Source organism: Rhizomicrobium electricum (assembly GCF_011762045.1).
Lineage (GTDB): Bacteria > Pseudomonadota > Alphaproteobacteria > Micropepsales > Micropepsaceae > Rhizomicrobium > Rhizomicrobium electricum.
Genome location: NZ_JAASQS010000009.1, coordinates 163,344 through 188,766, shown reverse-complemented (window position 1 = coordinate 188,766; position 25,423 = coordinate 163,344). Strand labels below are relative to the sequence as shown.

Annotated in this window: 22 protein-coding genes and 1 tRNA gene; 16 read left to right on the top strand and 7 right to left on the bottom strand. The window is 64.4% G+C overall.

Going from position 1 to position 25,423, the window contains the following annotated elements:
* The first annotated feature begins 73 nt into the window (after positions 1-73).
* A complete protein-coding gene (locus FHS84_RS18075) occupies positions 74-379 on the top strand; it encodes a hypothetical protein (RefSeq protein ID WP_166936928.1) in 306 nt (101 codons plus the stop codon).
* 12 nt (positions 380-391) lie between these two features.
* Here the strand turns inward: FHS84_RS18075 and FHS84_RS18070 are convergent, their stop codons facing one another.
* On the bottom strand, positions 392-1,012 hold the full coding sequence (locus FHS84_RS18070) for a response regulator transcription factor (protein ID WP_166936927.1): 621 nt from the start codon (positions 1,010-1,012) through the stop codon (positions 392-394).
* Between the two features lie 253 nt (positions 1,013-1,265).
* Between FHS84_RS18070 and FHS84_RS18065 the strand changes: the two genes are divergently transcribed.
* Together FHS84_RS18065 and FHS84_RS18060 are read left to right on the top strand one after the other, a co-directional pair.
* A complete protein-coding gene (locus FHS84_RS18065; protein ID WP_166936926.1) occupies positions 1,266-1,649 on the top strand; it encodes a hypothetical protein in 384 nt (127 codons plus the stop codon).
* Between the two features lie 127 nt (positions 1,650-1,776).
* The gene (locus FHS84_RS18060; RefSeq protein ID WP_166936925.1) at positions 1,777-2,361 is read left to right on the top strand and encodes an NAD(P)H-dependent oxidoreductase; all 585 of its coding nucleotides are present in this window, start codon (positions 1,777-1,779) and stop codon (positions 2,359-2,361) included.
* Positions 2,362-2,408: 47 nt separating this feature from the next.
* On the opposite strand, the gene FHS84_RS18055 is transcribed toward FHS84_RS18060, so the two are convergent.
* From FHS84_RS18055 to FHS84_RS18045, 3 genes are all read right to left on the bottom strand, one after another.
* On the bottom strand, positions 2,409-4,049 hold the full coding sequence (locus FHS84_RS18055) for a PAS-domain containing protein (RefSeq protein ID WP_166936924.1): 1,641 nt from the start codon (positions 4,047-4,049) through the stop codon (positions 2,409-2,411).
* An 83-nt stretch (positions 4,050-4,132) separates the two neighbouring features.
* Positions 4,133-4,843 carry a Crp/Fnr family transcriptional regulator gene (locus FHS84_RS18050; protein ID WP_166936923.1) on the bottom strand — a complete coding sequence of 237 codons (711 nt, stop codon included), beginning with the start codon at positions 4,841-4,843 and terminating at the stop codon, positions 4,133-4,135.
* Positions 4,844-5,102: 259 nt separating this feature from the next.
* Positions 5,103-6,182 carry a pentapeptide repeat-containing protein gene (locus tag FHS84_RS18045; RefSeq protein WP_166936922.1) on the bottom strand — a complete coding sequence of 360 codons (1,080 nt, stop codon included), beginning with the start codon at positions 6,180-6,182 and terminating at the stop codon, positions 5,103-5,105.
* Positions 6,183-6,405: 223 nt separating this feature from the next.
* On the opposite strand from FHS84_RS18045, the gene FHS84_RS18040 reads away from it, so the two are divergent.
* From FHS84_RS18040 to FHS84_RS18005, 8 genes are all read left to right on the top strand, one after another.
* Positions 6,406-8,064 (top strand): TetR family transcriptional regulator, encoded by a 1,659-nt coding sequence (locus tag FHS84_RS18040; protein WP_243851205.1) that lies wholly within the window; start codon positions 6,406-6,408, stop codon positions 8,062-8,064.
* Between the two features lie 69 nt (positions 8,065-8,133).
* Positions 8,134-9,075: an N-acetyl-gamma-glutamyl-phosphate reductase gene (argC, locus tag FHS84_RS18035; RefSeq protein WP_166936920.1), complete on the top strand. Its 942-nt coding sequence runs from the start codon at positions 8,134-8,136 to the stop codon at positions 9,073-9,075.
* Positions 9,076-9,159: 84 nt separating this feature from the next.
* Positions 9,160-11,103, top strand: coding sequence for a hypothetical protein (locus tag FHS84_RS18030; RefSeq protein ID WP_166936919.1), 1,944 nt, complete (start codon positions 9,160-9,162; stop codon positions 11,101-11,103).
* Positions 11,104-11,360: 257 nt separating this feature from the next.
* The gene (locus FHS84_RS18025; protein ID WP_166936918.1) at positions 11,361-12,695 is read left to right on the top strand and encodes an OmpA family protein; all 1,335 of its coding nucleotides are present in this window, start codon (positions 11,361-11,363) and stop codon (positions 12,693-12,695) included.
* Positions 12,696-12,917: 222 nt separating this feature from the next.
* Positions 12,918-14,129, top strand: coding sequence for an LL-diaminopimelate aminotransferase (locus tag FHS84_RS18020; protein ID WP_166936917.1), 1,212 nt, complete (start codon positions 12,918-12,920; stop codon positions 14,127-14,129).
* On the top strand, positions 14,126-15,406 hold the full coding sequence (locus FHS84_RS18015) for a homoserine dehydrogenase (protein WP_166936916.1): 1,281 nt from the start codon (positions 14,126-14,128) through the stop codon (positions 15,404-15,406). Before FHS84_RS18020 ends, FHS84_RS18015 begins: the two co-directional genes overlap by 4 nt.
* A gap of 57 nt (positions 15,407-15,463) precedes the next feature.
* Complete coding sequence (gene glpX / locus FHS84_RS18010) at positions 15,464-16,429, top strand: class II fructose-bisphosphatase (RefSeq protein WP_166936915.1); 966 nt, start codon at positions 15,464-15,466, stop codon at positions 16,427-16,429.
* 491 nt (positions 16,430-16,920) lie between these two features.
* Positions 16,921-17,337, top strand: a complete 417-nt coding sequence (locus FHS84_RS18005) for a hypothetical protein (RefSeq protein WP_166936914.1) — start codon at positions 16,921-16,923, stop codon at positions 17,335-17,337.
* A gap of 203 nt (positions 17,338-17,540) precedes the next feature.
* On the opposite strand, the gene FHS84_RS18000 is transcribed toward FHS84_RS18005, so the two are convergent.
* Complete coding sequence (locus tag FHS84_RS18000) at positions 17,541-17,942, bottom strand: ankyrin repeat domain-containing protein (RefSeq protein ID WP_166936913.1); 402 nt, start codon at positions 17,940-17,942, stop codon at positions 17,541-17,543.
* 110 nt (positions 17,943-18,052) lie between these two features.
* Between FHS84_RS18000 and recJ the strand changes: the two genes are divergently transcribed.
* Positions 18,053-19,807, top strand: a complete 1,755-nt coding sequence (recJ, locus tag FHS84_RS17995; protein WP_166936912.1) for a single-stranded-DNA-specific exonuclease RecJ — start codon at positions 18,053-18,055, stop codon at positions 19,805-19,807.
* A 42-nt stretch (positions 19,808-19,849) separates the two neighbouring features.
* On the opposite strand, the gene FHS84_RS17990 is transcribed toward recJ, so the two are convergent.
* Together FHS84_RS17990 and FHS84_RS17985 are read right to left on the bottom strand one after the other, a co-directional pair.
* Positions 19,850-19,924, bottom strand: a tRNA-Glu gene (locus FHS84_RS17990).
* A gap of 95 nt (positions 19,925-20,019) precedes the next feature.
* Complete coding sequence (locus FHS84_RS17985; RefSeq protein WP_166936911.1) at positions 20,020-20,676, bottom strand: spermine/spermidine synthase domain-containing protein; 657 nt, start codon at positions 20,674-20,676, stop codon at positions 20,020-20,022.
* A 120-nt stretch (positions 20,677-20,796) separates the two neighbouring features.
* Between FHS84_RS17985 and FHS84_RS17980 the strand changes: the two genes are divergently transcribed.
* From FHS84_RS17980 to arr, 4 genes are all read left to right on the top strand, one after another.
* Complete coding sequence (locus tag FHS84_RS17980) at positions 20,797-22,188, top strand: glycosyl hydrolase family 28 protein (RefSeq protein WP_208393949.1); 1,392 nt, start codon at positions 20,797-20,799, stop codon at positions 22,186-22,188.
* Between the two features lie 42 nt (positions 22,189-22,230).
* A complete protein-coding gene (locus FHS84_RS17975) occupies positions 22,231-24,222 on the top strand; it encodes a YgiQ family radical SAM protein (RefSeq protein ID WP_166936909.1) in 1,992 nt (663 codons plus the stop codon).
* Between the two features lie 33 nt (positions 24,223-24,255).
* Entirely contained in the window at positions 24,256-24,828 is a 573-nt protein-coding gene (locus FHS84_RS17970; protein ID WP_208393947.1) for a hypothetical protein, read from the top strand.
* 119 nt (positions 24,829-24,947) lie between these two features.
* Positions 24,948-25,343, top strand: a complete 396-nt coding sequence (arr, locus tag FHS84_RS17965; RefSeq protein ID WP_166936908.1) for an NAD(+)--rifampin ADP-ribosyltransferase — start codon at positions 24,948-24,950, stop codon at positions 25,341-25,343.
* Positions 25,344-25,423 lie beyond the last annotated feature (80 nt).

Below are 25,423 nucleotides of genomic sequence, written 5' to 3'. Positions count from 1 at the left end.
TTCGCTACCATTCTGCATACGGACGACTCCTACTCGGCTAAATCTACGTCGCAAAGTTTGCCGGGACAGAAAAATGAGACAGACGACGAGCAAACGCAAACCGGCAACCAAGGGGCGAACGGCCGCACTTAGGCGGCGTCCCGCCGCGCCGAGCACGAAAACGGACAAGTCAGAGGCTGCGCTGGCGACCCTCCTTGCACTGCTGCACGCCGACCGCTGGCTATTCGAGGCGACCGAACTCGCCAAGAAGGGGCAGCTGACTGCGGAGACCAAGGAGTTCAATCGGATTCGGCTGTCGATCGTCGCTTCGCTCAACCGGCTGCAGCCGCGCGCTTACGGCGCTATGACGCGCAGCGGTCATCTGGCGGGAGGATACTAGGGCGACGGGAGGTCAGTTGCCTGCGGACGGGCGGCGAGCCGCCAGTGCGATGCGGACCATGTCGGACAGGCTGTGGGCGTTGAGCTTGTTCATGATCTGCGCGCGATAGACTTCCACGGTGCGGGGTGAAATCCCGAGCTTCTGCGCCGTGGTTTTGTTGGATTGCCCGGCGACCAGTTCGTCGAGCACGTGTTGCTCCCGGGGGGTGAGCAGGGCCAGGAGGCGCCGAGCCGTACGGACTTCGGCACTCCTGGCCCTGATATCTTCGCCAATGCCGATCGCGCGGCGGATCGAGGCGAGCAGGGTTTCCACATCGACGGGCTTCTCGAGGAAGTCGACGGCGCCTGCCTTCATGGCCTTGACGGCGAGTTCGACTTCGCCGTGTCCCGACACGAACACGACCGGAAGATCGCCGCGGCGGCGGGCCACTTCGCGCTGAAGCATGAGCCCGTCCATTTCGGGCATGCAGAGATCCGCGATCACGCACGCTGCAGTGAAAACGTCGGCATCGAGAAACTCGACCGCACTGGCGTAATCGCGCACCGTGAAATCGGCCGCTTCGAGGAGCACGCGCAATGAAGTGCGGATGTCTCCGTCGTCGTCGACAATGCAGATTGCAGGATTTGTGTTCATTGCGGTGCCTCGCGCGCTTTCAATGCCGCGGGCGCAAGACAAACGCCATGCGGCGCCAAGCCGCTAAGCTTAATAGTGTGCAAAGCTTACAAACCCAGACCGTTCCTGTGCGATTCTGTCATAGGCACTTAACAATGAAAGTACGCGGAAGCACTGATACCTGTTGTGCCGGAATGGAACGGTAAGCATAACACCGCATTGTACACCCTCTCGGGAGAGGACACGATCTCCCGATTGAAGGTAAGGGCATCGCATGACGCGCGGAATCTGTCTGATCAGTGCGGGGCATGACGACGGCGCGGACTTTGCCGGACTCTTCACGGGATGTGGTCTGGATGTCTGGACACCGCAATCTGTTGAGGATGCAGGCATCTATGGGGCCGCGCTTTGCCTGGTTATCGACATGGCAGGCGAAGCCGGTTATCGCACGCTTCGGCTATTCCGCGATTACGGAATTACCACGCCGGCACTCCTGATCGTCGATCCGGGCTCGGAAGTGGCAATTTCCGAACTGAATTGCGGCAACGTGATGGATGTCATTCCGCGCGATGCCAGTCCGCTGCGGATCATGCGATGGATTCAGTCGATGGTCGCGGCGCGCAGCGTGCTCGATCAGGCGCAACGCCTGTCGGCGTGAAACCGCCGGCGCTCCTGCGGCGTTCTACCGGTGAAACGCAGCGGATCGTCCGCTTACGGCATGGAAGGCCGCCGGATCGGCTGAGCCGGTAACCGGATAGGAACCGCCACCAGAGTAAAAGGCCAGTATGCATCGCCTCATCGTCGTCAATGGTCATCCCGATCCGCGCCAGGAGCGGTTCTGCGCCGCGCTGACCCAGGCGTATGTGCGCGGAGGCAAGACCGGCGGGTGGGACGCATCGTCCGTGAGCGTCGGCGAACTGGCCCTGTCCTCGTTGCAATGTCTGGCGGAAGGCGATCAGCCCGATGCGGCCGCCGCCGCCATGCTGTCGGAAATCGAGCAGGCGGACCGTCTCGCCTTGGTCTTTCCGCTGTGGTTCGACAAACCGCCGGCACCGCTGACCACGCTGTTTTCCCGCGTGGCACCGCGCAAGGCGCACATTGTGGTGACGATGGATATGCCGGCTTTTGCATATCGCTCGATCCTGCGCGGGCCGGAGCGGTCGCCGATGCTGGCCGTACCGGGCATCGAACCGGAAGAGCCGGTGCTGATCGGCTGCGTCTCTTCGATCAGCCTCGAACAGCGCCGCGACTGGCTGGAGACCTTGCGCGAATACGGCGAACGCTCGCGGTTTGGCAGCGCCGTCGTGCCGTCGCGGGTTCAAGCCTTTGCGGACATGATCGACCGGACTGTGGCCCAGCTCTGGGCGTAAGGCGCCGCGCTGCGCCGATTTTGGCTGGGACGCCCGACTAAAGCCGCTCACGCTGCGGTGACGACCTTCGGCTTCAACAGCGTTTCGGTGAACTGGGCGAGATCGGTGTTGTCGGTGAACGTCACCAAGGTGGCGCCATCGGGCAGGCGGGTCACGTCCAGCGACAGGGCTTTGCCGTCGGCCCGTGCGAGATCGCCCCATTCTCCGAGGCGTTCGGGTTCGCTGGCGTTCACGCCGGCCGCGATCATGCTCCAAATGCCGTCCCGACCGATGCGCGCGGCGCACAGATCGGCGATTTTGGTCAGGTGCGGCTCGCCCGCGAGTTCTCTCTCTGCGAACTGCCACAGCTTGGTGAAAGCGTCGTTGTGCATGCGCAACCGGCCGTCCGGGCCGAACAGGGCCAAGGCCTGATCGACGGTGTTGACGAGCGCGCGCTGCGTATTGAGGAGGAGCTGGTGCGTCGTTTCCATGCGCAGCCGCTCGCTGATGTCGCGGAAGAGATACACGGTCCCGCCCAGCAGATACGGCACCGAGCGGACGTCCACGCTCATGCCGGTCGGCAGGTGCCAGGTCTCGAGTACATGCTGGCCCGCTTCGTGGAACTGCTGCAGGTGTTCCTTTTTCCAGGCGGCGAAATTGCGCTGTTCGGGGACGCGCCGCATCTCGCGCAGGCGATCGAGCACGTCGCTGAAGGTCGGATGGGCATCGAGCCAGGCTTCGGGCAGATGCCACATACGCACGTAAGCGCTGTTGTAGGAGACCAGTCTCTGATCGGCACCGAAAATTGCGACTGCGGTTTCAAGCGTGTTGAGCACCGCCCCGAAGGCATCGATCGAAAGCTGCAACTGCGCCTCCGCCCGGCTCAGCGCCGTTGTGTCGACGGCAAACCCGGCGATGGAGCGGTCGTTCAGCCGCTTCAAATCCATCGACAGCGAGCGCCGCTCGCCGTTGACCACGGCATAGCGCTTGGCGGCCGTCACGTCGCGGCCTTCGCTGGCGGTGCGCGCCAGATCGCGTTCGGAGCGATCGAGGCTGGCATCGGTGAGCAGGGCTTCGCGCAGCGTCGCCGAGCCGGTCGCCGCCAGAAACGCGCGATTGGCCCAGGTCAGCACCAGGTGCCGGTTGCGGATCCAGATCGGCAGCGGCAGGGCGTCGAGGATTGCGGCAAAATCGTGGTCCGGTTCGTCGCTGGCGCGATCGATGCGGAAGAAGACGGCAGCACGGGAGCCGACGGCACAGCCGCGCACGGCAACCTGCGGGAAGCTTGCGGTGCGCACGGTGGCGGCGAATCCGGTTCCGGACGCCAGCAGATCTTCAAGCTTGGCGGCGAGGGCAGGCGCGTCGGGGCCGTCGAGGCATGACTGCAACAGGCCGGCGCCGCCGCGATAGCTGAGCGGTGCGTTCATATCGGAGCCGAGCACCGCGATCGCTTCGGGACATGCGGAAATCATGGCTTCGCGGAAGCGCACGTCGGATTGGGCGCGGGCGAGGGCGGCGCGCATCGAGGCGCGGTAAGATCTGTGGCGCAAATGAGTCACGATCGCCCACAGACTGCAGCCGAGACCGAGAAGCAGCGACGTCACCACCACGGCAGCGAGGCTGTAGTGATGTGCGGGATCGTCGCCGAGGACGGTAAGCCAGTTCGCCAGCCGCGAGACGCTGGACAGAACGAACAGGTATGCACCCATTATGATTTCGAAGGCCGTATGCATGGCTCAACCCATCTGGCCCCCCTACAACGCGCAAGAGCGGGCAACAGCTACACGAAAACTCAGGAAAGGGACGGCTCGCCGGCTACGGCCGAAAGCGCCGAGCCGTCCCGCACAACCACGAGGTGCGCATTCGGCACCTCGATTACGCTCTCGGCCTTCAAGGCCGCTAACGCCCGGCACACCGTTTCGACGGTGAGGCCGAGATGATCGGCTATATCCTGGCGTCCCATGGGCAGATCGAGGCGGGCGCCGTAAACAAGCTGTGACTTCTGCATCATCCGCGTAAGGAACGTCGCGACGCGTTCGCGGGCGCTGAGGCAGCTGAGCAGGTAGAGATGCCGGTGTGCGCGCTGGATGGAGGCGGAAAGGTGCGCGAAAATTTCCGAACGAAGACGATTATTGCCTTCCCCAAGCCGGTCGAATTGCTGCCGCGGATAGGCCGTAATCGTGGTCGGCGATACCGCTTCCGCCGACAAGGCAAAGTTGTCGGCGTCGCCCAGTCCCCAGAGATCGCCGCCGAACAGGAAATCGGCGATGTGGCGGCGGCCGTCATTGCCGTGATGGGTAAGGCGCAAACATCCGGCGCTCACGGCGTAAATGTGGGCGGCGGCATCGCCGGCTGCCGCAATCGTATCGCCGCGATGAAAGCGCAAACGGACTGCATAGTCCTTCAAACGCTCGAGATGGCCGGAAATTCCAAGATGCTGGACGTCGGCAGAAACAAGGTCGTCGTCGGCCACTGCGCGTAAGCGTACTGCAGTCGATGTCATCGCGTTCCCATCCCGTTTTTGTCACAACCGGTATTGGGGCGAGCCTGACCGCATGGTTACCGAATCGAAAGCTGGTAGTTCCGCGTACGGAGTGTCCCGTCAATCATAGTGGGGATATTCCGCTATTGCTGCGCGTCGGAAAATTTTCGCGACGATTCAAGCGTCAACGCGAATCGGATGGTCGTCCGTGTACGGCGGAAACACTTAATGCGTGCCGTACCATTTTGGGACGATGTTGATTTAGACCAGGACTGCGGCTTTATGAGAACACTGCCTCGGCGTGCTGCCCGGCGGTAAACGCTGTCTCGGAAATATCGGTTTCCAAAATTTCGCCCGATTTGAGAACCAGCGGTCGCATATCGGCGCCCAGGAATCTGGCGTGGTGGAGCAAGGCGCCCTTGAAACGCACGCCGCGGAGATCGGCGCCTTCGAAGCTCGCGCCCCTGAGATCGGCGCCTTCGAAATTGGCGCCTTGCAGTTCGGTGCAGGAGAAGTCGACGCCGGCAGCAATGACATTTTTTGCCGAAATGGCCGTCAGCTTGTACTTGCCGATCTGCGTGGCGACGGGGCGAAGATCCATGCCGTCGAGCACCGCGAAGGTTCCGAGCTGCGCATCGGACTCGACCCATGTCTGGTGGGAGGTGAGGCGGAACAGGATTTGTGGCCGGATTGCGACCGCCGCGCTGGTCGGCGGCATGATGCAGTCCTTGAATGCTTCGGGCGGCAACTGCATTTCGCTGACGTCGACATCGGTAAGAACCGCGTCCTTGAGGACGACGCCGTTCATCTTGGCGCCCTTGAACTTGGTGCCGATCAGCATCGCCCCGGTGAAATCGGCGCCTTTGAGATCGGCGCCTTCGAAGGTCGCGCCGTTGAGCGAGCAATAGCTGAAGTCGACACCGGCCGCCGAACCGTTGCGATCGATCACGGCTTCGATGCCGGCGCTGTTCTTGAGCAGTCGGCCGGAGCGGAAATCGGCGCCGTCGAGCCGCGCGTGACTGAGATTGGAACCGCTGAGAGTCACGCCGCGCATGTCGGCGCGCGCGAAGTTGGTGTAGCGCGCATCGACGTTGCCCATCTCGCAGCAATAGAGCGTCGCTTCCGAGAAGTTGCTGAACTTGAGGTTCGAGCCGGTCAGTATCGTGCCGGAGAGGTCGGCCTTCGCCAGCATGCAGTTCGATAGATCGGCTTGTGCCAGGAAATGCGAAATCAGCGTCGCGCGACGGCCGTTGCGGGCGTTGGCCAGAAACGCCTTGTGCTCCATCAGTATACGGTCGAGTTCGTCCGGCTTCAGCATGGAGAACCCGCGGGCGTGATCGAGTTGGGCGGCTGACGACACGGCGACGGCACTCCGGATAGCGCTGGGCGACTCTAGGCTAGAAAATTCTGCTTAACCGGTCGTTGACGTTTCAATCGCCGGGGTCCCAGTAACGGAATTGTTTACCGCTTTCCTAACTCGATATTAGGGCCAAGACTTTCTTCACCAACACGGCTCAAAGTAGACGCGGACGTCAAGGGTCCCGAGCCAATTGTCCGGCGCACAGACAAACAGTGTGGTGCAGATGAATGTCCGGGCGGCGATCATCGCCGCGGCCGAGGCACTGTATCGTCGCGGCGGGACTGACGCGGTGACTTTGAGCGCGGTCGCGCGCGAGGTGAATTTCGCCCGCAGCGTGATATACGCGCATTTCGCGAGCCGGCAGGAATTGATCGCTATGGTGGCGCCGCCGGACGCCGTGCCGCCGATCGCGTTGCCGTCGGCCACGCCCTCGCTCGAAGCCGTGCCGTCAGTCCAATTGGTGACGGATGCCGTGCCGCCCGAGGAACCGGTACTGGAGATCGTGCCGTCCGCCGAGCCGCTGCCGGACGATCCGCCGTCGGCCCAAGTGCAGCCGGACGCTGTTCCTGCCGACGAACCGCAGCCGCCGAAGGAGGCGGAAAGCTACGATGCGCTGATGCGGGCCCAGGCCGAAGCGCTGCAGGAAATCACCAAGCAGGTCATCGTCCCCAAGCCGCGCACCGCGACCGATGCGGCGCTGGCGCGTTTGGATGCCCGTCTCAGTGTGGCCGAGAAATCGCTGCAGAGCCTTGAGCAGCGCATGGGCGAGCGGCTGAAGAGCGTCGACGTCGACACCGGCGCCTTGGCGGAACGGCTGCACGGCCTGCGGCAGCGGCTGGAGAAGTTCGAGGAGAGGCAGACGTCGGCGTTGGCCCAGATTCGGCTGGACGTCCACAATCTGCGCAGCGGCGGGCCGCTGCTCGAGCCGGTCCGCATGGAAGCGCTGGTGCCGGAGCCGCAGCCCTATGAGCCCGAAGTGGTCGCGCCGGAGGCCTCGGATATCGAGCCGGCCGTGGAAGCGGAGCCCGCCGCCACGGAGCCAACCGTTCGCGTGGCCGATTACCTCGTCTCGGCGCGTCGCGCCGCCAACGATGCGGCAGTGCGGAGGGCCAACCATCCGGCGAAGCACCGGCCGGCATGGTTGCGGTTTCTCGGCAAGCGCCGCTGGGCCATCCTGGCGGCGGTGGCAGCGCTGGTCGCGTGGTTCGATATCTACGTTTTCGCGCATTATCAGCCGGCCCAAGGGGCGGACGTTCCGGCCGCCGTCACGAAGCTCACACCGCCGGTCACCGCCAAACCCGAATGGAGCCCGCGCGCCCAACTCGTCCGCGGACTGAAGTATTTGAACGGCACCGGCGTACCGGTCGACCTCGACAAGGCACGGCTGTGGATCGGGCGCGCGGCTTTGCGCGGCCAGCCGGTGGCGCAGAACCTGATGGGCGTGATCTACCAGACCGGCACCGGCGTCGGCGCCAACATGCCGGTGGCGATCGGCTGGTACGAGGGCGCCGCCAAGGCGGGCAATCTCAAGGCGATGACCAATCTCGGCAAGCTGTATGCCGGCGGCTGGCCGGAAGGCACCGATTTCGCCAAGGCGGCGGAATGGTTCGCCAAGGCCGCGGCGTTCGGCGAAGTCGATGCCGCCTTCGATCTGGCGATCCTCTACGAGCGCGGCGAGGGCGTCGTGCGCAACCGGCCGCAGGCCTACAAATGGTATGCCGTCGCCGCCCGGCTCGGCGACCGCAATGCCGCCGCGCGCGCCCAGACGCTGGCCGTCGAACTGACGCCGGAAGAGCGCGAAGCGGCCGATGCGGCGGCGATGGCGTTCCGCCCGGCCGCGGTCGATGCCGCCGCCAACGATACCCCTGCCACCAAGGGCTGAAATCCTCTTGCCAGCGCGGCCAGGACGAGTAGAAGGGGCCCGCAATTTCAAAGAGGGACAGCGACCACAGTGGCTAAGGTCTTCATCGACGGCGCAGCGGGAACGACAGGTCTTGAGATCCGCGAGCGGCTGTCCGGGCGACGCGACTTGACGGTCGTGCAGCTCGGCGAGGCCGATCGCAAGGATGCCAAGGCCCGTGCGCGCGCCCTCAACGATGCCGACCTCGTGGTGTTGTGCCTGCCCGACGATGCGGCGCGCGAAGCCGTATCGCTGATCGAGAACCCGGACGTGCGCGTCGTGGATGCCTCCACCGCCCATCGCACTGCGCCGGGCTGGACCTACGGCTTTGCCGAACTCGAACCGGGCCAGCGCGAGAAGATCGCGGCCTCCAAGCGCGTTTCCAATCCCGGCTGCTGGGCGACGGCGTTCGTGAGCCTGGTGCGTCCGCTGGTGCGCGCCGGCGTGCTGCCGGTCGATTTTCCGGTCACCGCCAACGGCGTCTCCGGCTATTCGGGCGGCGGCCGCAAGATGGTCGAGGAATTCGAGAAGAAGGACGCGCCGGACTACACCGAAACGGTGGTGCGCAATTACGCGCTGACGCTGACGCACAAGCATCTGCCGGAGATGAAGGCCCATACCGGCCTCGCGCACACGCCGGTGTTCGCGCCGTTCGTCGGACGCTTCTACCGCGGTATGCTGGTGGAAGTGCCGCTGGCGCTGTGGGCGCTGCCGGGCGTGCCGTCGTCGGCCGATCTGCATCGCGTCCTGGCGGATGCGTATGCCAGCCAGCCTCTGGTCGAAGTTGCACCGGCCGATCTCAAGGTGGCGAACCTCGATGCCGAAGCGCTGAAAGGCACCAACAAGATCAAGCTGTTCGTGTTCGGCAACGACGCCAGCGGGCAGGTGCGTCTGGTGGCGCTGCTCGACAATCTCGGCAAGGGCGCGGGCGGGGCGGCGGTGCAGAACCTGAACATCATGCTCGGTCTGCCCGAAACGACCGGACTTCTCTGACGATTCCGTCGCAGGATCGGTTCTTGTGAGCGCGGGGCGGCGCGGGCATTCTCGCGCCCCTCGCGAAACACGGGTGCGCGCCGGATGAGACTGCGAGTTTGGATCGATAGGTCGAGCGAAATCCTCGGCCGGATGTTCCCCACCGAGCGTGCCTCGGCGGCCGCTGCGCTGGCTCTCGCACTCACCTACGGTCTCGTGCTGGCGGTGTGCAAACTCCTGCCGCTGAACGATGCGCTGGCGTTTTCCGGCGTCCTGATCGTGATCGTGCTTTTGCTCGATCGCTGTTCCGGGCGAACGCGCAGGCTGGCTCTGCACGCCATCGTCCAGATGATCGTGCTGTCCTGGGTGATGAACCTCTGGACCCTCGGCTACGAAGGGCGCAGCGCCGTGTTCGGCGGCATCCTGCCCTGGAGTGACTCGTTCGGCTTTTTGAACGACGCCTTGCGCCTGACGCACGGCCATATGCTGGAGATGAGCGCCAAGCGGCCGATTTTCCCGACGACGCTGGCGGCGTTGCTGCGGCTGTTCGGCGGCGATCTGCGTTTGGCGCTGCTGGTGTTAAGCGCCTTCGCGGCATGGACGGTCGCGCTGGCGACCAATGCCGTCTGGGCGACCCACGGGCGGCGGGCCGCGCTGATCGTGCTGGCGATCCTCTTGTTCTCGGAGCGGCATTGGGCGGGTGTGATTCAGACCGAAGACATCGGTCTGCCGCTGGGCCTGATCGGCTTCACGCTGATCTGGCGTGCCACCGCCGCCGGCGATGTCGATCCCGCCGCGGCGCGCGTCAGGGTGTTGGCCGGACTGTTCGCCATTACCATCGCATTGATGGCGCGGGCAGGGGCGTTCTTCATCCTGCCGGCCCTGGCGATCTGGAGCGCGCTGCATCTGGTTCCGGCGCAGCGCAATGCCCGTCTTCGTCATTTCGGCATGGCGGTGGCGGCGATCGTGGCCGGGGCGGCGGTCCACGAGATCGTGCTGCATGCGGCGGCCAGCGGCATGAGTTTCTCCGATTACCCCGCCATCGTGTTCGGGCTGATCCACCACCGCGATTTCACGCTGCTCAAGGAATTGCATCCCGAGTTGAATGCGCTGTCCGGTGCCGCGCAGGCCTCGGCGGCTTGGCAGATCGTCATTGCCGAAGCGCTGAAACAGCCCGGTCTGGTGGTCGTCGGATTGCTGCGTTCGCTGGCGGAGTTGTTCTACACGCCCAACGGCCTGTTCGGGTTCGTCTGGCGCAATCCCGACGACATGGTGCTGGAGAACGGCGCCGCGGTGCGGGCCGCGATGGCGCATTACAGCATCCTCGGGCCCTTCCAGATCTGGATCGCGCAGCGCGGCGTCTACAGCCTTGTCAACGCGCTGGCGATGGCGGTCATGGCGGTCGCGTGGGTCGGAGTGACGATTGCGGCGCTGGTTTCGCTGTTCCGTCGTCCGGCCGACCGTTACCGGACGCTGTTGCGTTGGGCGATGGCCGGCGTGTTGCTGTCGGCGCCGTTCACGCCGCCCTGGATCACCCAGGCCCATCAGGTCGAGACGGCGACGTTGGCCTTTATCGCCGTGACCACGGCGCTGTGGCGTTTGCGGGAGGGCCGGCCGCTTATGCGGCTTCCGGGCAGGGGGCTCGCTGGGCTGCCGCTTGGCTTCGCGGCCGTTGTCGTGCTCGCGGCGGTGTGGCTGCCGGCACGGCCGCTGCAATCACCCGATGCAACGCGTACGATGCATCTCTATCCCAGCGCGATGGTGCGGGTTTCGGAGCAGCGCTCGCTCAACTTCACCGACCGGCGGGATGCCGACCTGTGGTTCTCGATCCAGTACTTGAAGAAGCACAACGCCGCCTTCACCGCTTCGCTGACCCCGTATTTGAAGCCGGGAACGGTCTACGCGCTCGGTTTCGATACGCGCGACGGCAACGCCAAAATCCTGATCGACGACACCCGCAAGCTGGATCCGGCGGCGCGCTGGCAGGCGGCGGCGGGAACGCCGCTCGCCGAACCGTCCGTCGTGCACATCACGGCCGTGTCGCGCTGATCCGGCGCTTGGCAAAGCATCGCACCCATGCCGGGCGCTCTTTCGGGTGACACTGTCATATGCTGGCGTAAACGCGAGGCGGCCGTGCGATTCGCCCGATTCCGCGCCGAAATGGTGGTAATCTGCTGCGACATTATGGGACGCCGCACCAAGTTTATCACCGATTTCATGCCCTTGCGGGGGTATGACGGCTTGGAACGGACAAAGCGGCCTTGTATATGGCAAACCGGTGCCAACAAGGCATCCAGGAGCACTCCATGACGCTGGGCGTTCGCAAGATGAAACTACTGGGCGTTGCTACCGTGGCCCTCCTTGCCATGGGTGCATCGGGCTGCTCCAGCCTGCCGACCGTGCCCGATTGGGTCGATCCCACGACGTGGTTCGGCGGTAGCGATGAGCCGGTCGACAACGCACAGACCCCCGATCTGGCCAGTGTGCCAGATGCGCCTGTCGCGCCGGCCGCGGACGAGCAGCAGAAGGTTGCGGAGTCGCTTTCGGCCGATCGCAACAATGCGAAGTACAGCGCGGAAGCTCTGCGCGGCGGTTCCGAACCGGCCGCCGCACCGCCTCCCGATCTTCCCGCCGAGAAGGTTGCCGAAGACGCGCCGGTAGCACCGAAGGCCAAGGCGCCCGCGGCGCCGGCGCCGACCCAGGTCGCAGCGGTCGATCGCTCGCTGGCACAGGATCCGGCCGGAACCACCACGGCCGGAACGTTGCCGCCGCCGCCCGCCGGTGCGCCCGTGACGGCCGTCGCAGCCGCTCCCGAAGCGGTGAAGACTGCCGAACTGGCCGAACCCGCGCCCGCTCCGGCACCGGTAAAGCCGGCGAAGAAGGTCAAGGCCAAGCCGGTTCAGGTCGCCGAGGCCGCACCGCCGCCGCGCGTAACTCCGGCTCCCGAGCCTCAGGCGGTTCCGCAGGCGCCCGTCAACAGCGTTTCGCCCAGCGACGCCGAACTTGGCTTCAAGCCGTCGAGCGCACCGCCGCTGGACCCGTCGGTGTCGCAATTCGTCGCCGCGCCGATCGTCAATCATTACCGCGCCACGGCCTCGAACGCCGGCATGCGCAGCGGCCCCTCGGGCTATGCTGCCGCCACGCCCCGCCACAAGGCCGTCCGCCATCGTGCGCCGGCCACGGATGTGGCCATGGGCGGTCCGGAAAAGATGGAAGGCAAGGTCGTCGCCAATCTCGATACGCTGGGGTCGGCGCCTGCCGTGCAGCCGATGGCCAACGTCAATGGCGCCAATGCCGTCGTCTATTTCCCCGGCGACGCCGTTGCGCTGAATGCCGCGGCGAAGCTCCAGGTTCGTGCCGCCGCCGAGCAGTTCAAGGCCGCCGGCGGGCAGGGCTATGTCCGTGTGGTCGGCCACTCGTCCAGCCGGACGCCCAACATGTCGGCCGAGAAGCACCTCGAGCTCATCTTCAAGAAGTCCCAGGCGCGCGCCAACGCAGTGGCGCGGGAGCTGATCCGTGCCGGGATTCCGGCGGACAAGGTGCTGGTCGAGGCGGTCGGCGATACCCAGCCGGTCTTCTACGAATCCATGCCCAAGGGTGAGGACGGCAACCGCCGGGCCGAAATTTTCCTGCAAGGCTAGCGCTTGCAGGAAAAGTGGGAACCGGTTTTCCGTCCGCAAGCGCGGAAGTAAAGGTCCAGAGGCTCAGGAAATTGCGCTGGAAGACGCTGCCGCGCACCCTATGCGCGGGATTGGCGCAACACGCCATGTCAAAAATGTCTCGATAGCCATTGACGCGGCGGGAAATCTGCCGTGTTTTGCGGCTTCGTAATCCCCAAGGAGATGGTTCACACCTGTAATTCCATGCAAACCGACTTCCACCGCATCAAACGACTGCCGCCCTATGTGTTCGAAGAAGTGAACAGGCTCAAGGCGCAGGCGCGAGCTGCGGGCGACGACATCATCGATTTCGGCATGGGCAACCCCGACATGCCCACGCCCAAGCACATCGTCGACAAGCTGTGCGAAGTCGCGCGCGATCCCAAGTCGAACCGCTATTCCGCGTCGCGCGGCATCAAGGGCCTGCGCCGGGCGATGGCCGCCTATTACGAGCGCCGCTTCGGCGTGCAGGTCGATCCCGATACCGAAGTGATCGCCACCCTCGGCTCGAAGGAAGGCTTCGCCAACCTCGCCGCCGCGATCACTGCGCCCGGCGACGTCGTGCTGGTGCCCAATCCGGCTTATCCGATCCACGCCTTCGGATTCATCATCGCGGGCGCCGCCATCCGGCACATCCCGGCGACCAATCCGGAAGAATATCTGCGTCAGGTCGATCGCGCGGCGCGCCATTCGATCCCGTCGCCGCTGGCGGTGGTGGTGAACTATCCGTCCAATCCGACGGCGCAGGTGGTCGGGCTCGATTTCTACAAAGAGCTGCTCGCCATCGCCCGCAAGCATCAGATGTGGGTGCTGTCGGATCTGGCCTATGCCGACATCTATTTCGACATCGAGCCGCCGCCGTCGATCCTGCAGCTCGAAGGCGCCAAGGACATCTGCATCGAGTTCCAGTCGCTGTCGAAGACCTATGCCATGCCGGGTTGGCGCATGGGCTTTGCCGCCGGCAACAAGACGCTGATCAGCGCGCTGGCGCGCATCAAGAGCTATCTCGACTACGGCGCCTACACGCCGATCCAGGTTGCTGCGTCCGCCGCGCTCAACGGCCCGCAGGAATGCGTCGACGAGATCCGCGCCATCTACAAGTCGCGCCGCGACGTGCTGGTCGAAAGCATGGGCCGGGCCGGATGGGAAATCGATGTCCCGCCGGCGTCGATGTTCGCCTGGGCTAAGCTGCCCGAGCAGTATCGCGAGCACGGCTCGATGGAGTTTGCCAAGCAATTGCTGGTGCACGCCAAGATCGCGGTCGCGCCGGGCATCGGTTTCGGCGAATACGGCGAAGGCTATGTTCGTATCGGCCTGGTCGAGAACGAGCACCGCATCCGCCAAGCGGCGCGGAACGTGAAGAAGTTCCTGTCGCTGCGCCTCAACGAACCACCATCGCTGGACATCTCGAAATGAATGCAATGAAGATCGGCATTGCCGGCCTCGGCACCGTAGGGGGTGGGGTCGCCAAGGGTTTGCGCGTGCACGGCGAGATGCTGGATGCGCGCGCCGGCACGCCGCTCGAGCTGGTGGCGGTGTGCGACCGCGATCCGGCCAAGCGCGAGGCGTTCGATGCGCCGGCCAAGCTCGACGACATCAAGGCGCTGGCCGCGTCCAAGGCCGATCTCATTGTCGAACTGATCGGCGGCGAGAACGGCGCCGCGCCGATGCTGGTCGAAGAAGCGTTGAAGGCCGGCAAGCACGTCGTCACCGCCAACAAGGCGATGATGGCGCGCCACGGCGCCCGTCTGGCGGCGCTGGCCGAGAAGAACGGCCGGGCGCTGAAGTTCGAAGCGGCGGTGGCGGGCGGCATTCCGATCGTCAAGTCGCTGCGCGAGAGTCTGATCGTCAACGGCATCAAGGCCGTGCGCGGCATCCTCAACGGCACCTGCAATTATATCCTCACGCAGATGGAAGCGACCGGCCGCAGCTTCGACGACGTGTTGAAGGATGCGCAGGCGCTCGGTTATGCCGAAGCCGATCCCGAACTCGATGTCGGTGGCGGCGACACTGCGCACAAGCTGGCGCTGTTGACCGCATTGGCGTTCGGCGTCGCGCCGGATCTCGATGCGGTGTCGGTGCAGGGCATTCGCGCCATCACGCCGGACGACATCTCGTTCGCGCGCGAATTCGGCTATCGCATCAAGCTGCTTGGAATCGCGCGTCAGACCGATAACGGTATCATTCAGCGCGTTCAGCCGGCGATGGTGTGCGCCGGAACGCCGCTGGCCGACGTCGATGGCGTACTCAACGGCGTGGTTGTGAACGCTAACGAGGCCGGTCCGTTCTTCTTTGAAGGCCGTGGCGCCGGTGAATATCCGACTGCCAACGCTGTCATCGCCGATATCGTCGATATTGCGCGCGGTAACGTCGGATCGGTATTCGGTGTGCCTGCTGCATCACTGTCAGCGCTGTCACCCGCACCCGCGGCTGGCGCATCGAGTGCGTTTTATCTACGGTTCCAGGTGCTGGATGTGCCTGGCGTATTGGCGGAGATCGCCAGCCATCTGGCGAAGTGGCGTGTTTCGATCGAAAGCATGATTCAGCGCGGACGTGCCCCTGGGGAAGCCGTGTCGATTGTCATGATTACGCACGAAACGACCTACGCGGCCGTCGAGGGTGCGCTTCAGACGATTGCCGGAACGAGCAACGTCGTGGCGCCACCGGTGAAGATCCCGATGGAAGCGAAATAACTCTCCGCCGACACACGCAGTGCCTTCATCGGCGCTGCCTATGACGGGAGTTATGGCTTGTCGAATTGGTTGGACCGTGCCTTCGCGCTGGAAGCAGTGCGGGTAACGGAGGCGGCTGCCGCGGCAGTGGCCGATCAGATCGGACGCGGCGACGAACACGCCGCCGATCACGCCGCGGTGGAAGCGATGCGCCGCGCCTTCAATTTTCTGCCCATCACCGGAACGGTGGTGATCGGCGAAGGCGAGCGCGACGAAGCGCCGATGCTTTATATCGGCGAGAAGGTCGGTACCGGCGGCATTGCCGTCGACATCGCACTCGATCCGCTCGAAGGCACGGCACTGACCGCGAAGGCGCTGCCCAACGCGCTGGCGGTGCTGGCGATCGCCGAGCCCGGCACGCTGCTCAACGCGCCCGACGTCTACATGGACAAGATCGCGGTCGGTCCCGGCTATGCCGAGAACACCATCGATCTCGATGCTCCGATCGAAGAAAACATTCTCGCCGTGGCGCGCGCGAAGGGCGTGCATCCGCGCGAGATCACCGCGCTGGTGCTCGACCGTCCGCGCCACGAAACCCATATCGCCGCGATCCGCAGCGTCGGTGCGGCCGTGCGCCTGATTACCGACGGCGACGTCGCCGGCATCATCGCCACCACATCGCCGTCCGAAACCGATATCGACATTTATGTCGGCCGCGGCGGGGCGCCGGAAGGCGTTTTGGCGGCATCGGCTTTGCGCTGCCTCGGCGGCCAGATGCAGGGCAGGCTGGTTTTCCGCGACGACGCCGAGCGCGAACGCGCCGCCAAATGGGGCATCACCGATCTCGAGCGCAAGTACGGCCTGAAAGAACTGGCCAGCGGCGACGTGATCTTCGCCGCCACCGGCGTCACCAACGGCGCCATGCTGCAAGGCATCCACCGCACGCCGGACTATATCGTCACCCACAGCGTGGTAATGCGCTCGACCTCCGGCACCGTCCGCTGGATCACCGCGAAACACCCGCGCAGAAGGGCGACGCGATAACACGCTGTCATTCCGGACGCGCCCGCGGCCTTCTTTTCTGCCCCACGCGGGCGCGCTTTTCTTTTCTGCCCCATGCGCGCGCCCTCTTTTCTGCCCTCCACGGGCGCGAGGCTTTTCACACCGGCACTAGGACCGTGGGGGGAAGTGTCATCCTGCGCGTAGGCGCAGGATGACAAAGGGGGGCTTATCCCGCGCAAGAGCGATCCCCCCTTTGCTTCGCTGCGCTCAGCACTTCCCCCCGCGTTCTGAGTGCCAGCGCAAAACTGGTGCGCCCGCGTGGGGCAGAAAAGCCTCCGCGTGAATTTCTTCGGCCACGAACCGGGCAGTGTGGCGCACGAAAATGTCTATCCCACACCGGCACTCGCCAACGCACGTCCGCTATCGCGATGATGCGTTTGCGCTTTCATCGCGGCATCAAAAATAATCGGCAAAATCTATCCCCCTGCGCGAAAACGGGCTTAGATTCTATGGCTCCGAAACACGAGGAGCCCATGACCAATCAACCTCTTTCCGATCCTAAGAGCGACGCCGTTTCGCTTCTGGAAGCCGAACTGGCTGAAACCCTGGCTGCCGTCGGCAGTTCGTTTGCCGAAGTCCGCAAGTTCGATGAGAGCAATGGCCGCAGCCTCGACGAGTTCGGCCACAAGCGCTCCGCGGCGGTGAACGATGCCGTGAGGTTGTTGGCGGTCAGTGCCGAACTCGGCAACGCCATTGCCAAGATCCGCGGCCGTTCCAGCCATAACATCAATGTGCTGCATGGAGACATCTGGCCGCCGCCGAGCCGCCCGGTCGCCAAACCGCAGACCGTCGAAGATGCGATCCCGTCGCAGGACTCGCTCGACGAAGCGATCGCCAAGACGATCGCCTGTCATTGTAAGGACGGTGGGGGTACCCCTGCCGAAAAGTGAGGTTCAATTGGGCAAGCGAACCGGAAAACCGCGCGGCGCTCCGAAGGGAAACAGCAACCGGCTGATCCACGGTCGCTACAGTGGCGCCACCAAGGCCCGCCGCCGGGCCGTACGGGCGCGTGTGGCCGCCGCGCGGCGCGCAATTGCGCAAGCGTTACTGTGGACCGAATACGGCTGCGAGAGGTCGCGTGCCGGGGACACCGTCACTTGAAATGCCGCGCCACGTCGTAATTGGTGATGCTGCGCGCCGCCATTTCCGGCGAAACGCCGTAGCGATTGAGCAGCGTCTTGTCGGCGCCCGCGCTCAACAGCTGTTGGATCATCTCGCCGCGGCCGCGGGATTCGAACACGGCGCGAAACAGCGGCGTGTTGCCTTGATTGTCCTGGGCATCGACCTTGGCGCCGTAAGCGAGCAACATCGCCGCCGCGGCGAGCCGGAAGTCCTTGGCGGCGAGATGCAGGGGCGTTTCGCCGTTCTTGTCGCGGACATTGACGTTGGCGCCGGCTTCTAGCAGCGTCCGGACCCGGTTGGCGTCGTCTTTTGCCACCGCATAGAAGAGAGGCGTACGGCCGTCGCCGTCGGTCTGTTCCATGCGAGTCAGCATAGCCGGATTTGACTTGGTTGTATTGGGATACAAGCGTAACTGGCGGGGAAAATTGTCGTTGGTGTTCGTGTTTTCACGGTACCACTGGCCGTCTCAAGGCGAATCGCCCCATGTCTGAAGCCATGCACGTCGAAAACTCCTTTTCCGGCCGCCGCTGGGAACTCGCAAGCTGCGACGAGGATCTCGCTCGCGGCATCCAGCTCGATCACCAGATTCCGGCGGTGATTGCGCGGCTGCTGGCGTCGCGCGGCGTCGAACGCGACGCGGCGATGGATTACCTCAATCCGACACTGAAGCGGTTGTTGCCCGAACCGTGCGTGCTGAAGCACATGGACGAGGCGGTCGCCCGCGTGGTGGCGGCGCTCAAGACCGGCGAGAAGATCGCGGTGTTCGGCGATTACGATGTCGACGGTTCGTGTTCCGCCGCGCTGATGGTCGGCTTTCTGGCCGCCGTTCGCGAACCGCCGCGAGTTTACGTTCCCGACCGCCTCACCGAAGGCTACGGCCCCAATTCCGCGGCCTTGTTGAAGCTGAAGGCCGAAGGCATTTCGCTGGTCGTCACCGTCGATTGCGGAGCGGGCGCGCACGTCGCGCTCAAGGCGGCGCATGAGGCGGGGCTCGATGTCGTCGTGCTCGATCATCACGCCAGCGAACACGTCGTGCCGGCGCTGGTGCAGGTCAATCCCAATGCGGGCGGCGACGACTCCGGCCTCGGCCATCTTTGCGCCGCCGGGATCACGTTCCTGTTCCTGGTGGCGCTCAACCGCGCTCTGCGCCAGGCCGGGTTTTACGCCAAGCATCCCGAGCCGAATTTGATGGATGCCGTCGATCTCGTCGGCCTTGCCACGGTGTGCGATGTGGTCCCGCTGACCGGCGTCAACCGGGCGTTCGTTCGGGCCGGGTTGGCGCGGCTCGGACATCTGGAGCGGCCCGGTCTCAAGGCTCTGGCCCGCATTGCCGACGTGGCGCCGCCGTTCACGCCCTACACCCTCGGCTTCGTGTTCGGACCGCGTATCAACGCCGGCGGACGGGTAGGGCGGTGCAGTCTCGGCGTCGATCTCTTGACCACGTTCGACGCGGCGATGGCCGAAGAACACGCGCTCGCGCTCGACACCCACAATCGCGAGCGGCAGGCGATCGAGAAGATGATCCTCGATGAAGCGACCGCGCTGGCGGCGCAGCAGGAGGCGAGTCCGTTCGTGCTGGTCGCGGGCGAAGGCTGGCATCCGGGTGTCGTCGGCATCGTCGCCGGACGGCTCAAAGAACGTTTCGGCAAGCCTGCCTTCGTGGCCGGGTTCGAGGGCGGATTGGGCCGCGGCTCGGCGCGTTCGGTGCCGGGAGCGAATGTCGGGGTGATGGTGCGCGCGGCGCACGAGTCCGGCGTGATCGAGTCCGGCGGCGGCCACGCTATGGCGGCGGGCTTCGGCCTCACCCCGGCCCAGGTGGAACCGTTCCGTCTCTTCTTGTCCGAAGCGTTCGCCAAAGGCGGTCCCATTGCCGACGTGCCGCTGGCGATCGATGCGACCGTCTCGCCTGGCGGGGCGACGCTCGGCTTGGCGCGCGATCTGCAACTGGCGGGGCCGTACGGTTCGGGCAATCCCGAGCCGCTGCTGGCCATTCCCGATGTCCGGGTGGGGTTCGCCGATGTGGTCGGCAGAGGTCATGTCCGCCTGCGGCTTGTCGGCGGTGACGGTGCTCGCCTTGATGCCATTGCCTTCCGTGTGGCCGAAACCCCGCTGGGAGACGCGCTGCTCAAGTCCCGCGGCGCCAATATCCACGCCGTCGGCCGCCTCCGCGCCGAAGAATGGAACGGCCAAGCGCGGGTACAACTACACCTCGACGATGCGGCCGCGGCTGCCCCGTAAGTTGTTGGTAAAAAAGAAAAACCCGCCGAAATGGCGGGTGATTGGCGCGCCCTAGGAGAGTCGAACTCCTCTTGCAAGATTGAAAATCTTGAGTCCTAACCGATAGACGAAGGGCGCTGCCGGTTCCTCGGGTTTCCCCGCGGAGGACGGGGCTATATAGGCCGCCGCGCCGGTTTGCAAGCGCCGGAAGCAGGGCATTTTGGCGGCGCCGCTCAGCCGTCCTGTCGCACCAGATAGAGGGTGTGGCCGATGCGGCCTTCGACCGCGATATCGTGCCGTTCCGAGGTGGCCAGCGCGCCCGCCAGCAGGCGCTCAAACCCCGGCGACGGGTCCGCCGCCCAGAAACAGGCGATTCCGCCCGGCGCCAGCGCGGCTAGAACCAGCGCCAGCCCGTCCGCGGCATACAGCGGCCGGTTGCCGTCGAACATCACCGCTTCCGGCCCGTTGTCGACATCCATCAGGATGACATCGAACCCGCGCGGGTTGGCGTGCAATGCCTCGACGACATCGCCCGCGAACACCGACACGCGCGCATCGTCCAGCGGCCGTCCGGCGAGGCCGGCCAGCGGTCCGCGGTTCCAGTCCACCACTTTGGACACCAGTTCGGCGACGGTGATGCAGGCCAGCGGCGCCGCATCGAGCAGCGCGCGCACCGTGTAGCCGAGCCCGAGCCCGCCGATCAGCGCGTGTCCTATCGGCCGCTCCAACCGCGAAACGACCAGTGCCGCCATGGCGCGTTCCGACACCGGATTGCGGCTCGACATCAATTCGTAAAGCCCGACGCGGATCTCGAATGCTTCGCCGTTGCGGCGCAACGTCATCACGTCGCCGTCCGGCAATCGCGCGGTGTCGATCTCGGTCCAGGGCATGCGTCCAGGCTGCGCCTTTTGACGGTCTGCGGAAAGCTCTATTCTGCACCGGAACGCCACAACTTTGCGCGACGGCGAAAAGCGATGATCGCGTTCAATGACTTTCAAGGATCATTCGTCGTGTCCAGATTTGCTTCCGCATTGCTGTTGACGTCGGTGTCGCTGGCTGCTTCGGCGGCCGCGCAAGATGCGCGCGCCGTGACGGAGCCGGTCATCCCGCCGGTCTGCACCGTGGTCGCTGCCAAGCTGAGTTCCGTCGCCGATGGCCCGTATCGCAGCCTCGCGGCCGCCGATGAATCCAAGCTCGACACCGGCCGCATCCAGAGTGCCATCGACGCCTGTCCGAAAGGCAAATCGGTGGCGCTGCGCTCGAACGGCAAGGCGGATGCGTTCGTCTCCGGTCCGCTGACCTTGCGTGCGGGCGTGACGCTGCTGGTCGACAAGGGCGCGACCTTGTTCGGTTCGCTCGATTTCAGCCAGTACGCCGTCAAGCCGGGAAGCTGCGGTGCGGTTGAGCCCAAGGGCAAAGGCTGCAAGCCGTTGATCGCGATCGATCGCGCAGCGGGCGCGGGCATCATGGGCGATGGCGTGATCGACGGCCGCGGCGGCGTGACCATTCCCGGCAAGACGGTTTCGGCCTGGGATTTGGCGGCGGGCGGCAAAGGCGGACAGATCCTGCCGCGTCTGGTGGTGGCCAATCACGCCGACGACTTCACGCTCTATCGCATCACCCTGAAGAACTCGCCGAACTTCCACGTCGTCTATTCGGGCGGCGATGGATTCACGGTTTGGGGCGTGAAGGTCGAGACGCCGCAGCGGTTTACGCACGAGGCCCGGCCGCTGGCGCACAACACCGACGGCATCGATCCCGGCAACGGCGCCAGGAACATCACCGTCACCCACAGTTCTATCCGCACCGGCGACGACAATATCGCGATCAAGGGCGACGGCGGTGGGCTCACCAACATGACCGTCAGCCACAACCATTTCTATTACGGCCACGGCATGTCGATCGGCTCGGGCACGCAAGGCGGCGTCTCGCATGTGCTCGTCACCGATCTGACGCTCGACGGCACCGACAACGGCCTGCGCATCAAGTCGGCCGGCAATCGCGGCGGACTGGTGCACGACATCACCTATGAAAACGTCTGCATCAGGAATTCGCCGCATCCGATCCAGCTCACCGGTTCGTATGGCTCCGACGGCGCGTCGCGCGGCGATTTCCCGCCGGTCTACAAAGACATCACGTTCAAGAACGTCGCGGTGTCGGGCGGCGGCGAGTTCATGTTCTCCGGTTATGACGAAGCCCATCGCGCCGAGGCGACCCTCGACGGCGTGTTCGTCACCGATGCTGCCAAATACACCTACAAGTTCACCCATGCTGACGTGATTTACGGCAAGGGCGGCAGCAACCTGACGCTGCCCGCGGGTACCGACGCGACGGTGAAGGGCGCGCCTTCCAACGGCACACCAACGAGCTGCGCCGGCCGGTTTGTTCCCTGGCCGGAATAGGTGCCTCTTTCCATTCCGCCGCGAATGGGCCATCAAAGCCGGATGGAGCACACGCCAAAGCCCCTTTCGTCTTACGGGAAATTCCGGGAAGAGAAACCGGCGCCGTTTCTGCCGATGTCGCGGGCGGAAATGGAGGCACTCGGCTGGGACGCGTGCGATGTGATCGTCGTCACCGGCGACGCTTACATCGATCATCCGAGTTTTGGTATGGCGATCATCGGGCGGTTGCTCGAGGCGCAGGGGTTCCGCGTCGGCATCATTTCGCAGCCCGATTGGCATTCGGCGGAACCGTTCCGCGCGCTGGGGCGGCCGAGACTGTTCTTCGGCGTCACCGCCGGGAACATGGATTCGATGGTCAACCGCTACACGTCGGACCGGCGCTTGCGCCACGACGATGCCTACACGCCGAACGGCGAGGGCGGCAAACGTCCCGATCGTGCGGTGATCGTCTATGCGCAGCGGTGTCAGGAAGCGTTCGCCGGCGTGCCGGTGGTAATCGGCGGCATCGAGGCGTCGCTCCGGCGCATCGCCCATTACGATTACTGGTCCGACAAAGTGCGCCGCTCGATCCTGCTCGATTCCAAAGCCGAGCTGCTTTTGTACGGCAATGCCGAGCGGGCATTGGTGGAAATGGCCCATCGCGTCGCCGCCAATGGCTTCGATCAGGATTTCTCCGATGTGCGCGGCGTCGCCTTCCCGCGCTCGAAGTTTCCCGAAGGTTGGACCGAAGCCCACGCCGACGATCTGGATAGCTCCGACGAAGGCCGCATACCCGGCGACAAGGTCGTCGTCCGCCTGCCATCCTACGAGCAGGTGTCGGCCGATCCGGAAGCCTACGCGCGGACTTCGCGCGTGCTGCACAAGGAAGCCAATCCCGGCAATGCGCATCCCTTGGTCCAGCGCCACGGCAACCGCGATGTCTGGTTGACACCGCCGCCCATTCCTCTGACATCGGAAGAAATGGATTACGTATATGAGCTGCCTTATGCGCGCAGCCCCCATCCCGCGTATCAGGGGGCCCGCATTCCCGCCTGGGAGATGATCCGCAACTCGGTCACCATCATGCGCGGCTGTTTCGGCGGCTGTTCCTTCTGTTCGATCACCGAGCACGAGGGCCGCATCATCCAGTCGCGCTCGGAAGGCTCGGTGCTGCGCGAAATCGAGAAAGTGCGCGACAAGACCGAAGGCTTTACCGGCGTCATTTCCGACATCGGGGGCCCGACCGCCAACATGTACCGCATGGCGTGCAAGGACCGCGAGACCGAAGCGCTGTGCCGCCGTCCGTCTTGCGTCTTCCCCGATGTCTGCAAGAACCTCAACACCAGCCACGACGCACTGATCGTGCTGTACCGCAAGGCGAGGGCGATCCCCGGCATCAAGAAGGTGATGGTGGCCTCAGGCGTGCGCTACGATCTCGCGGTGAGAAGTCCGGAATACATCAAGGAACTCGTCACCCATCACGTCGGCGGCTATCTCAAGATCGCGCCCGAGCACACCGAGCCCGGTCCGTTGTCGAAGATGATGAAGCCCGGCATCGGTGCCTACGAGCGCTTCAAGGAGATGTTCGATGCGGCGGCGAAGGCGGCGGGAAAAAACTATTTCCTGATCCCGTATTTCATCGCCGCCCATCCCGGTACCACCGACGAGGACATGCTGAATCTGGCGCTGTGGCTGAAGAAGAACAACTTCCGCCCCGATCAGGTGCAGACTTACCTTGCGGCGCCAATGGCACTGTCGACCGCGATGTATCACACTGGCTTCAATCCGCTGCGCCCCGTGCGCCGCGGCGCGTCGGAAAAGGTCGATGCCGTGAAGGGCCTCAAGCAGCGCCGCTTGCACAAGGCGTTCCTGCGCTATCACGATCCCGAAAACTGGCCGCTGCTGCGCGATGCTCTGCGCGCCATGGGCCGCGCCGATCTGATCGGGCCAGGCAAGCAGCAACTGGTTCCGTCGGGACCGTCGCGAGGGCCACATGCTGCGAAACACGGACATGCTGCGAAGCACGTTCCCTCCCGTCCGCGCCGAAGGGTATAGTCACCGCGTTGTTGTGATGGCGAGGGGCATGCGATGCGCAGTGCGATTGTTCTTTTGCTGGTTTTTGCAGCCTGGACACTTACGGTTCCTGCCTCAGCAGCGTCGGTTGCCGTACCGTCCAATCCCGAGATGAAAGCGATTTTCGACGCCGATCAATCCGAGCGTCAGGCTGACAAGGTCAATTGGGAGGCCGTCGCCGCTGCGGACAAAGTGCGGCGGGCACGTACGGCTACGCTTCTGTCCCAAGGAGCGCTGCATTCGGGCGATGATTACCTTGAAGCCGCATTCGTGTTCCAGCACGGCGACAGTGCAAACGACTATCTTCTTGCTCATATCTTGGCGACAGTTGCAGTGAACAAAGGCAACAAGGATGGGGTTTGGATCGCCGCAGCAACGCTCGACCGCTATCTCATGAAAATCGGTCAGAAGCAGGTGTTCGGCACGCAATACGTCACGCCCCAGTTCCTTGATCCCAAAGCCAGCGGGCCATGGACGCAAGAGCCGTATGATCGTTCGTTGATCTCGGATGCCCTGCGCAAGGAATTGGAGGTTCCGCCGCAAGCCGAGCAGGCGGAAGAACTGAAGAAAATGATCGACCGGCGGTAAGCGCCGGCAGGTGATCGGACAACGCAGCCTGTCAAACGGGCACCGCGTGGCCGTTCTGCTCGACGATACTCTTCGATTTCACATGAAAGGAGGCGAGAGCCGATGTCAGAGTCGCCAGCATGTTTACGCGATCGTTCTTTCACGGCACGCGGGCCGATCTGAAACCCGGAGACCTGATTGTCGTCGGCTATAAGTCCAACTTTACCGAGGCGAAGCCGCTATCCTGGGTTTATTTCGCAGGTACGCTGGATGCCGCGATCTGGGGCGCCGAACTCGCCGCCGGCAATGGCCAAGAACGAATTTATGTTGTGGAGCCGACTGGGCCAATCGAGGACGACCCGAACCTGACGGACAAGAAGTTTCCGGGAAATCCGACGTTATCGTATCGCTCCCGTGAACCGCTTCGCGTCATTGCCGAAGTCATCAAGTGGCAAGGACACCCGCCCGAACAATTGCAGCAGATGAAAGATGGCGTCGCCCGAGCATTGTCGAAGGGTGATGCAATCATCGATTAGCGGGGGCCTCAACGGGATGAACCCGCTGACGTTCGAAGCGGTGCAGTGCTCGGCCGCACGGCGGAGCTTTGCCGCTAAAC

Coding starts and splice junctions, on each gene's coding strand:
- FHS84_RS18030 (WP_166936919.1), top strand. CDS start 9,160: ATGAGACTGCGAGTTTGGATCGATAGGTCGAGCGAAATCCTCGGCCGG.
- FHS84_RS18020 (WP_166936917.1), top strand. CDS start 12,918: ATGCAAACCGACTTCCACCGCATCAAACGACTGCCGCCCTATGTGTTC.
- arr (WP_166936908.1), top strand. CDS start 24,948: ATGTTTACGCGATCGTTCTTTCACGGCACGCGGGCCGATCTGAAACCC.
- FHS84_RS18070 (WP_166936927.1), bottom strand. CDS start 1,012: ATGAACACAAATCCTGCAATCTGCATTGTCGACGACGACGGAGACATC.
- FHS84_RS18005 (WP_166936914.1), top strand. CDS start 16,921: ATGACCAATCAACCTCTTTCCGATCCTAAGAGCGACGCCGTTTCGCTT.
- FHS84_RS17970 (WP_208393947.1), top strand. CDS start 24,256: ATGCGCAGTGCGATTGTTCTTTTGCTGGTTTTTGCAGCCTGGACACTT.
- FHS84_RS17985 (WP_166936911.1), bottom strand. CDS start 20,676: ATGCCCTGGACCGAGATCGACACCGCGCGATTGCCGGACGGCGACGTG.
- FHS84_RS18025 (WP_166936918.1), top strand. CDS start 11,361: ATGACGCTGGGCGTTCGCAAGATGAAACTACTGGGCGTTGCTACCGTG.
- FHS84_RS18075 (WP_166936928.1), top strand. CDS start 74: ATGAGACAGACGACGAGCAAACGCAAACCGGCAACCAAGGGGCGAACG.
- FHS84_RS18065 (WP_166936926.1), top strand. CDS start 1,266: ATGACGCGCGGAATCTGTCTGATCAGTGCGGGGCATGACGACGGCGCG.
- FHS84_RS18000 (WP_166936913.1), bottom strand. CDS start 17,942: ATGCTGACTCGCATGGAACAGACCGACGGCGACGGCCGTACGCCTCTC.
- FHS84_RS18055 (WP_166936924.1), bottom strand. CDS start 4,049: ATGGGTGCATACCTGTTCGTTCTGTCCAGCGTCTCGCGGCTGGCGAAC.
- FHS84_RS18060 (WP_166936925.1), top strand. CDS start 1,777: ATGCATCGCCTCATCGTCGTCAATGGTCATCCCGATCCGCGCCAGGAG.
- FHS84_RS18050 (WP_166936923.1), bottom strand. CDS start 4,843: ATGACATCGACTGCAGTACGCTTACGCGCAGTGGCCGACGACGACCTT.
- recJ (WP_166936912.1), top strand. CDS start 18,053: ATGTCTGAAGCCATGCACGTCGAAAACTCCTTTTCCGGCCGCCGCTGG.
- FHS84_RS18015 (WP_166936916.1), top strand. CDS start 14,126: ATGAATGCAATGAAGATCGGCATTGCCGGCCTCGGCACCGTAGGGGGT.
- FHS84_RS17975 (WP_166936909.1), top strand. CDS start 22,231: ATGGAGCACACGCCAAAGCCCCTTTCGTCTTACGGGAAATTCCGGGAA.
- FHS84_RS18040 (WP_243851205.1), top strand. CDS start 6,406: ATGAATGTCCGGGCGGCGATCATCGCCGCGGCCGAGGCACTGTATCGT.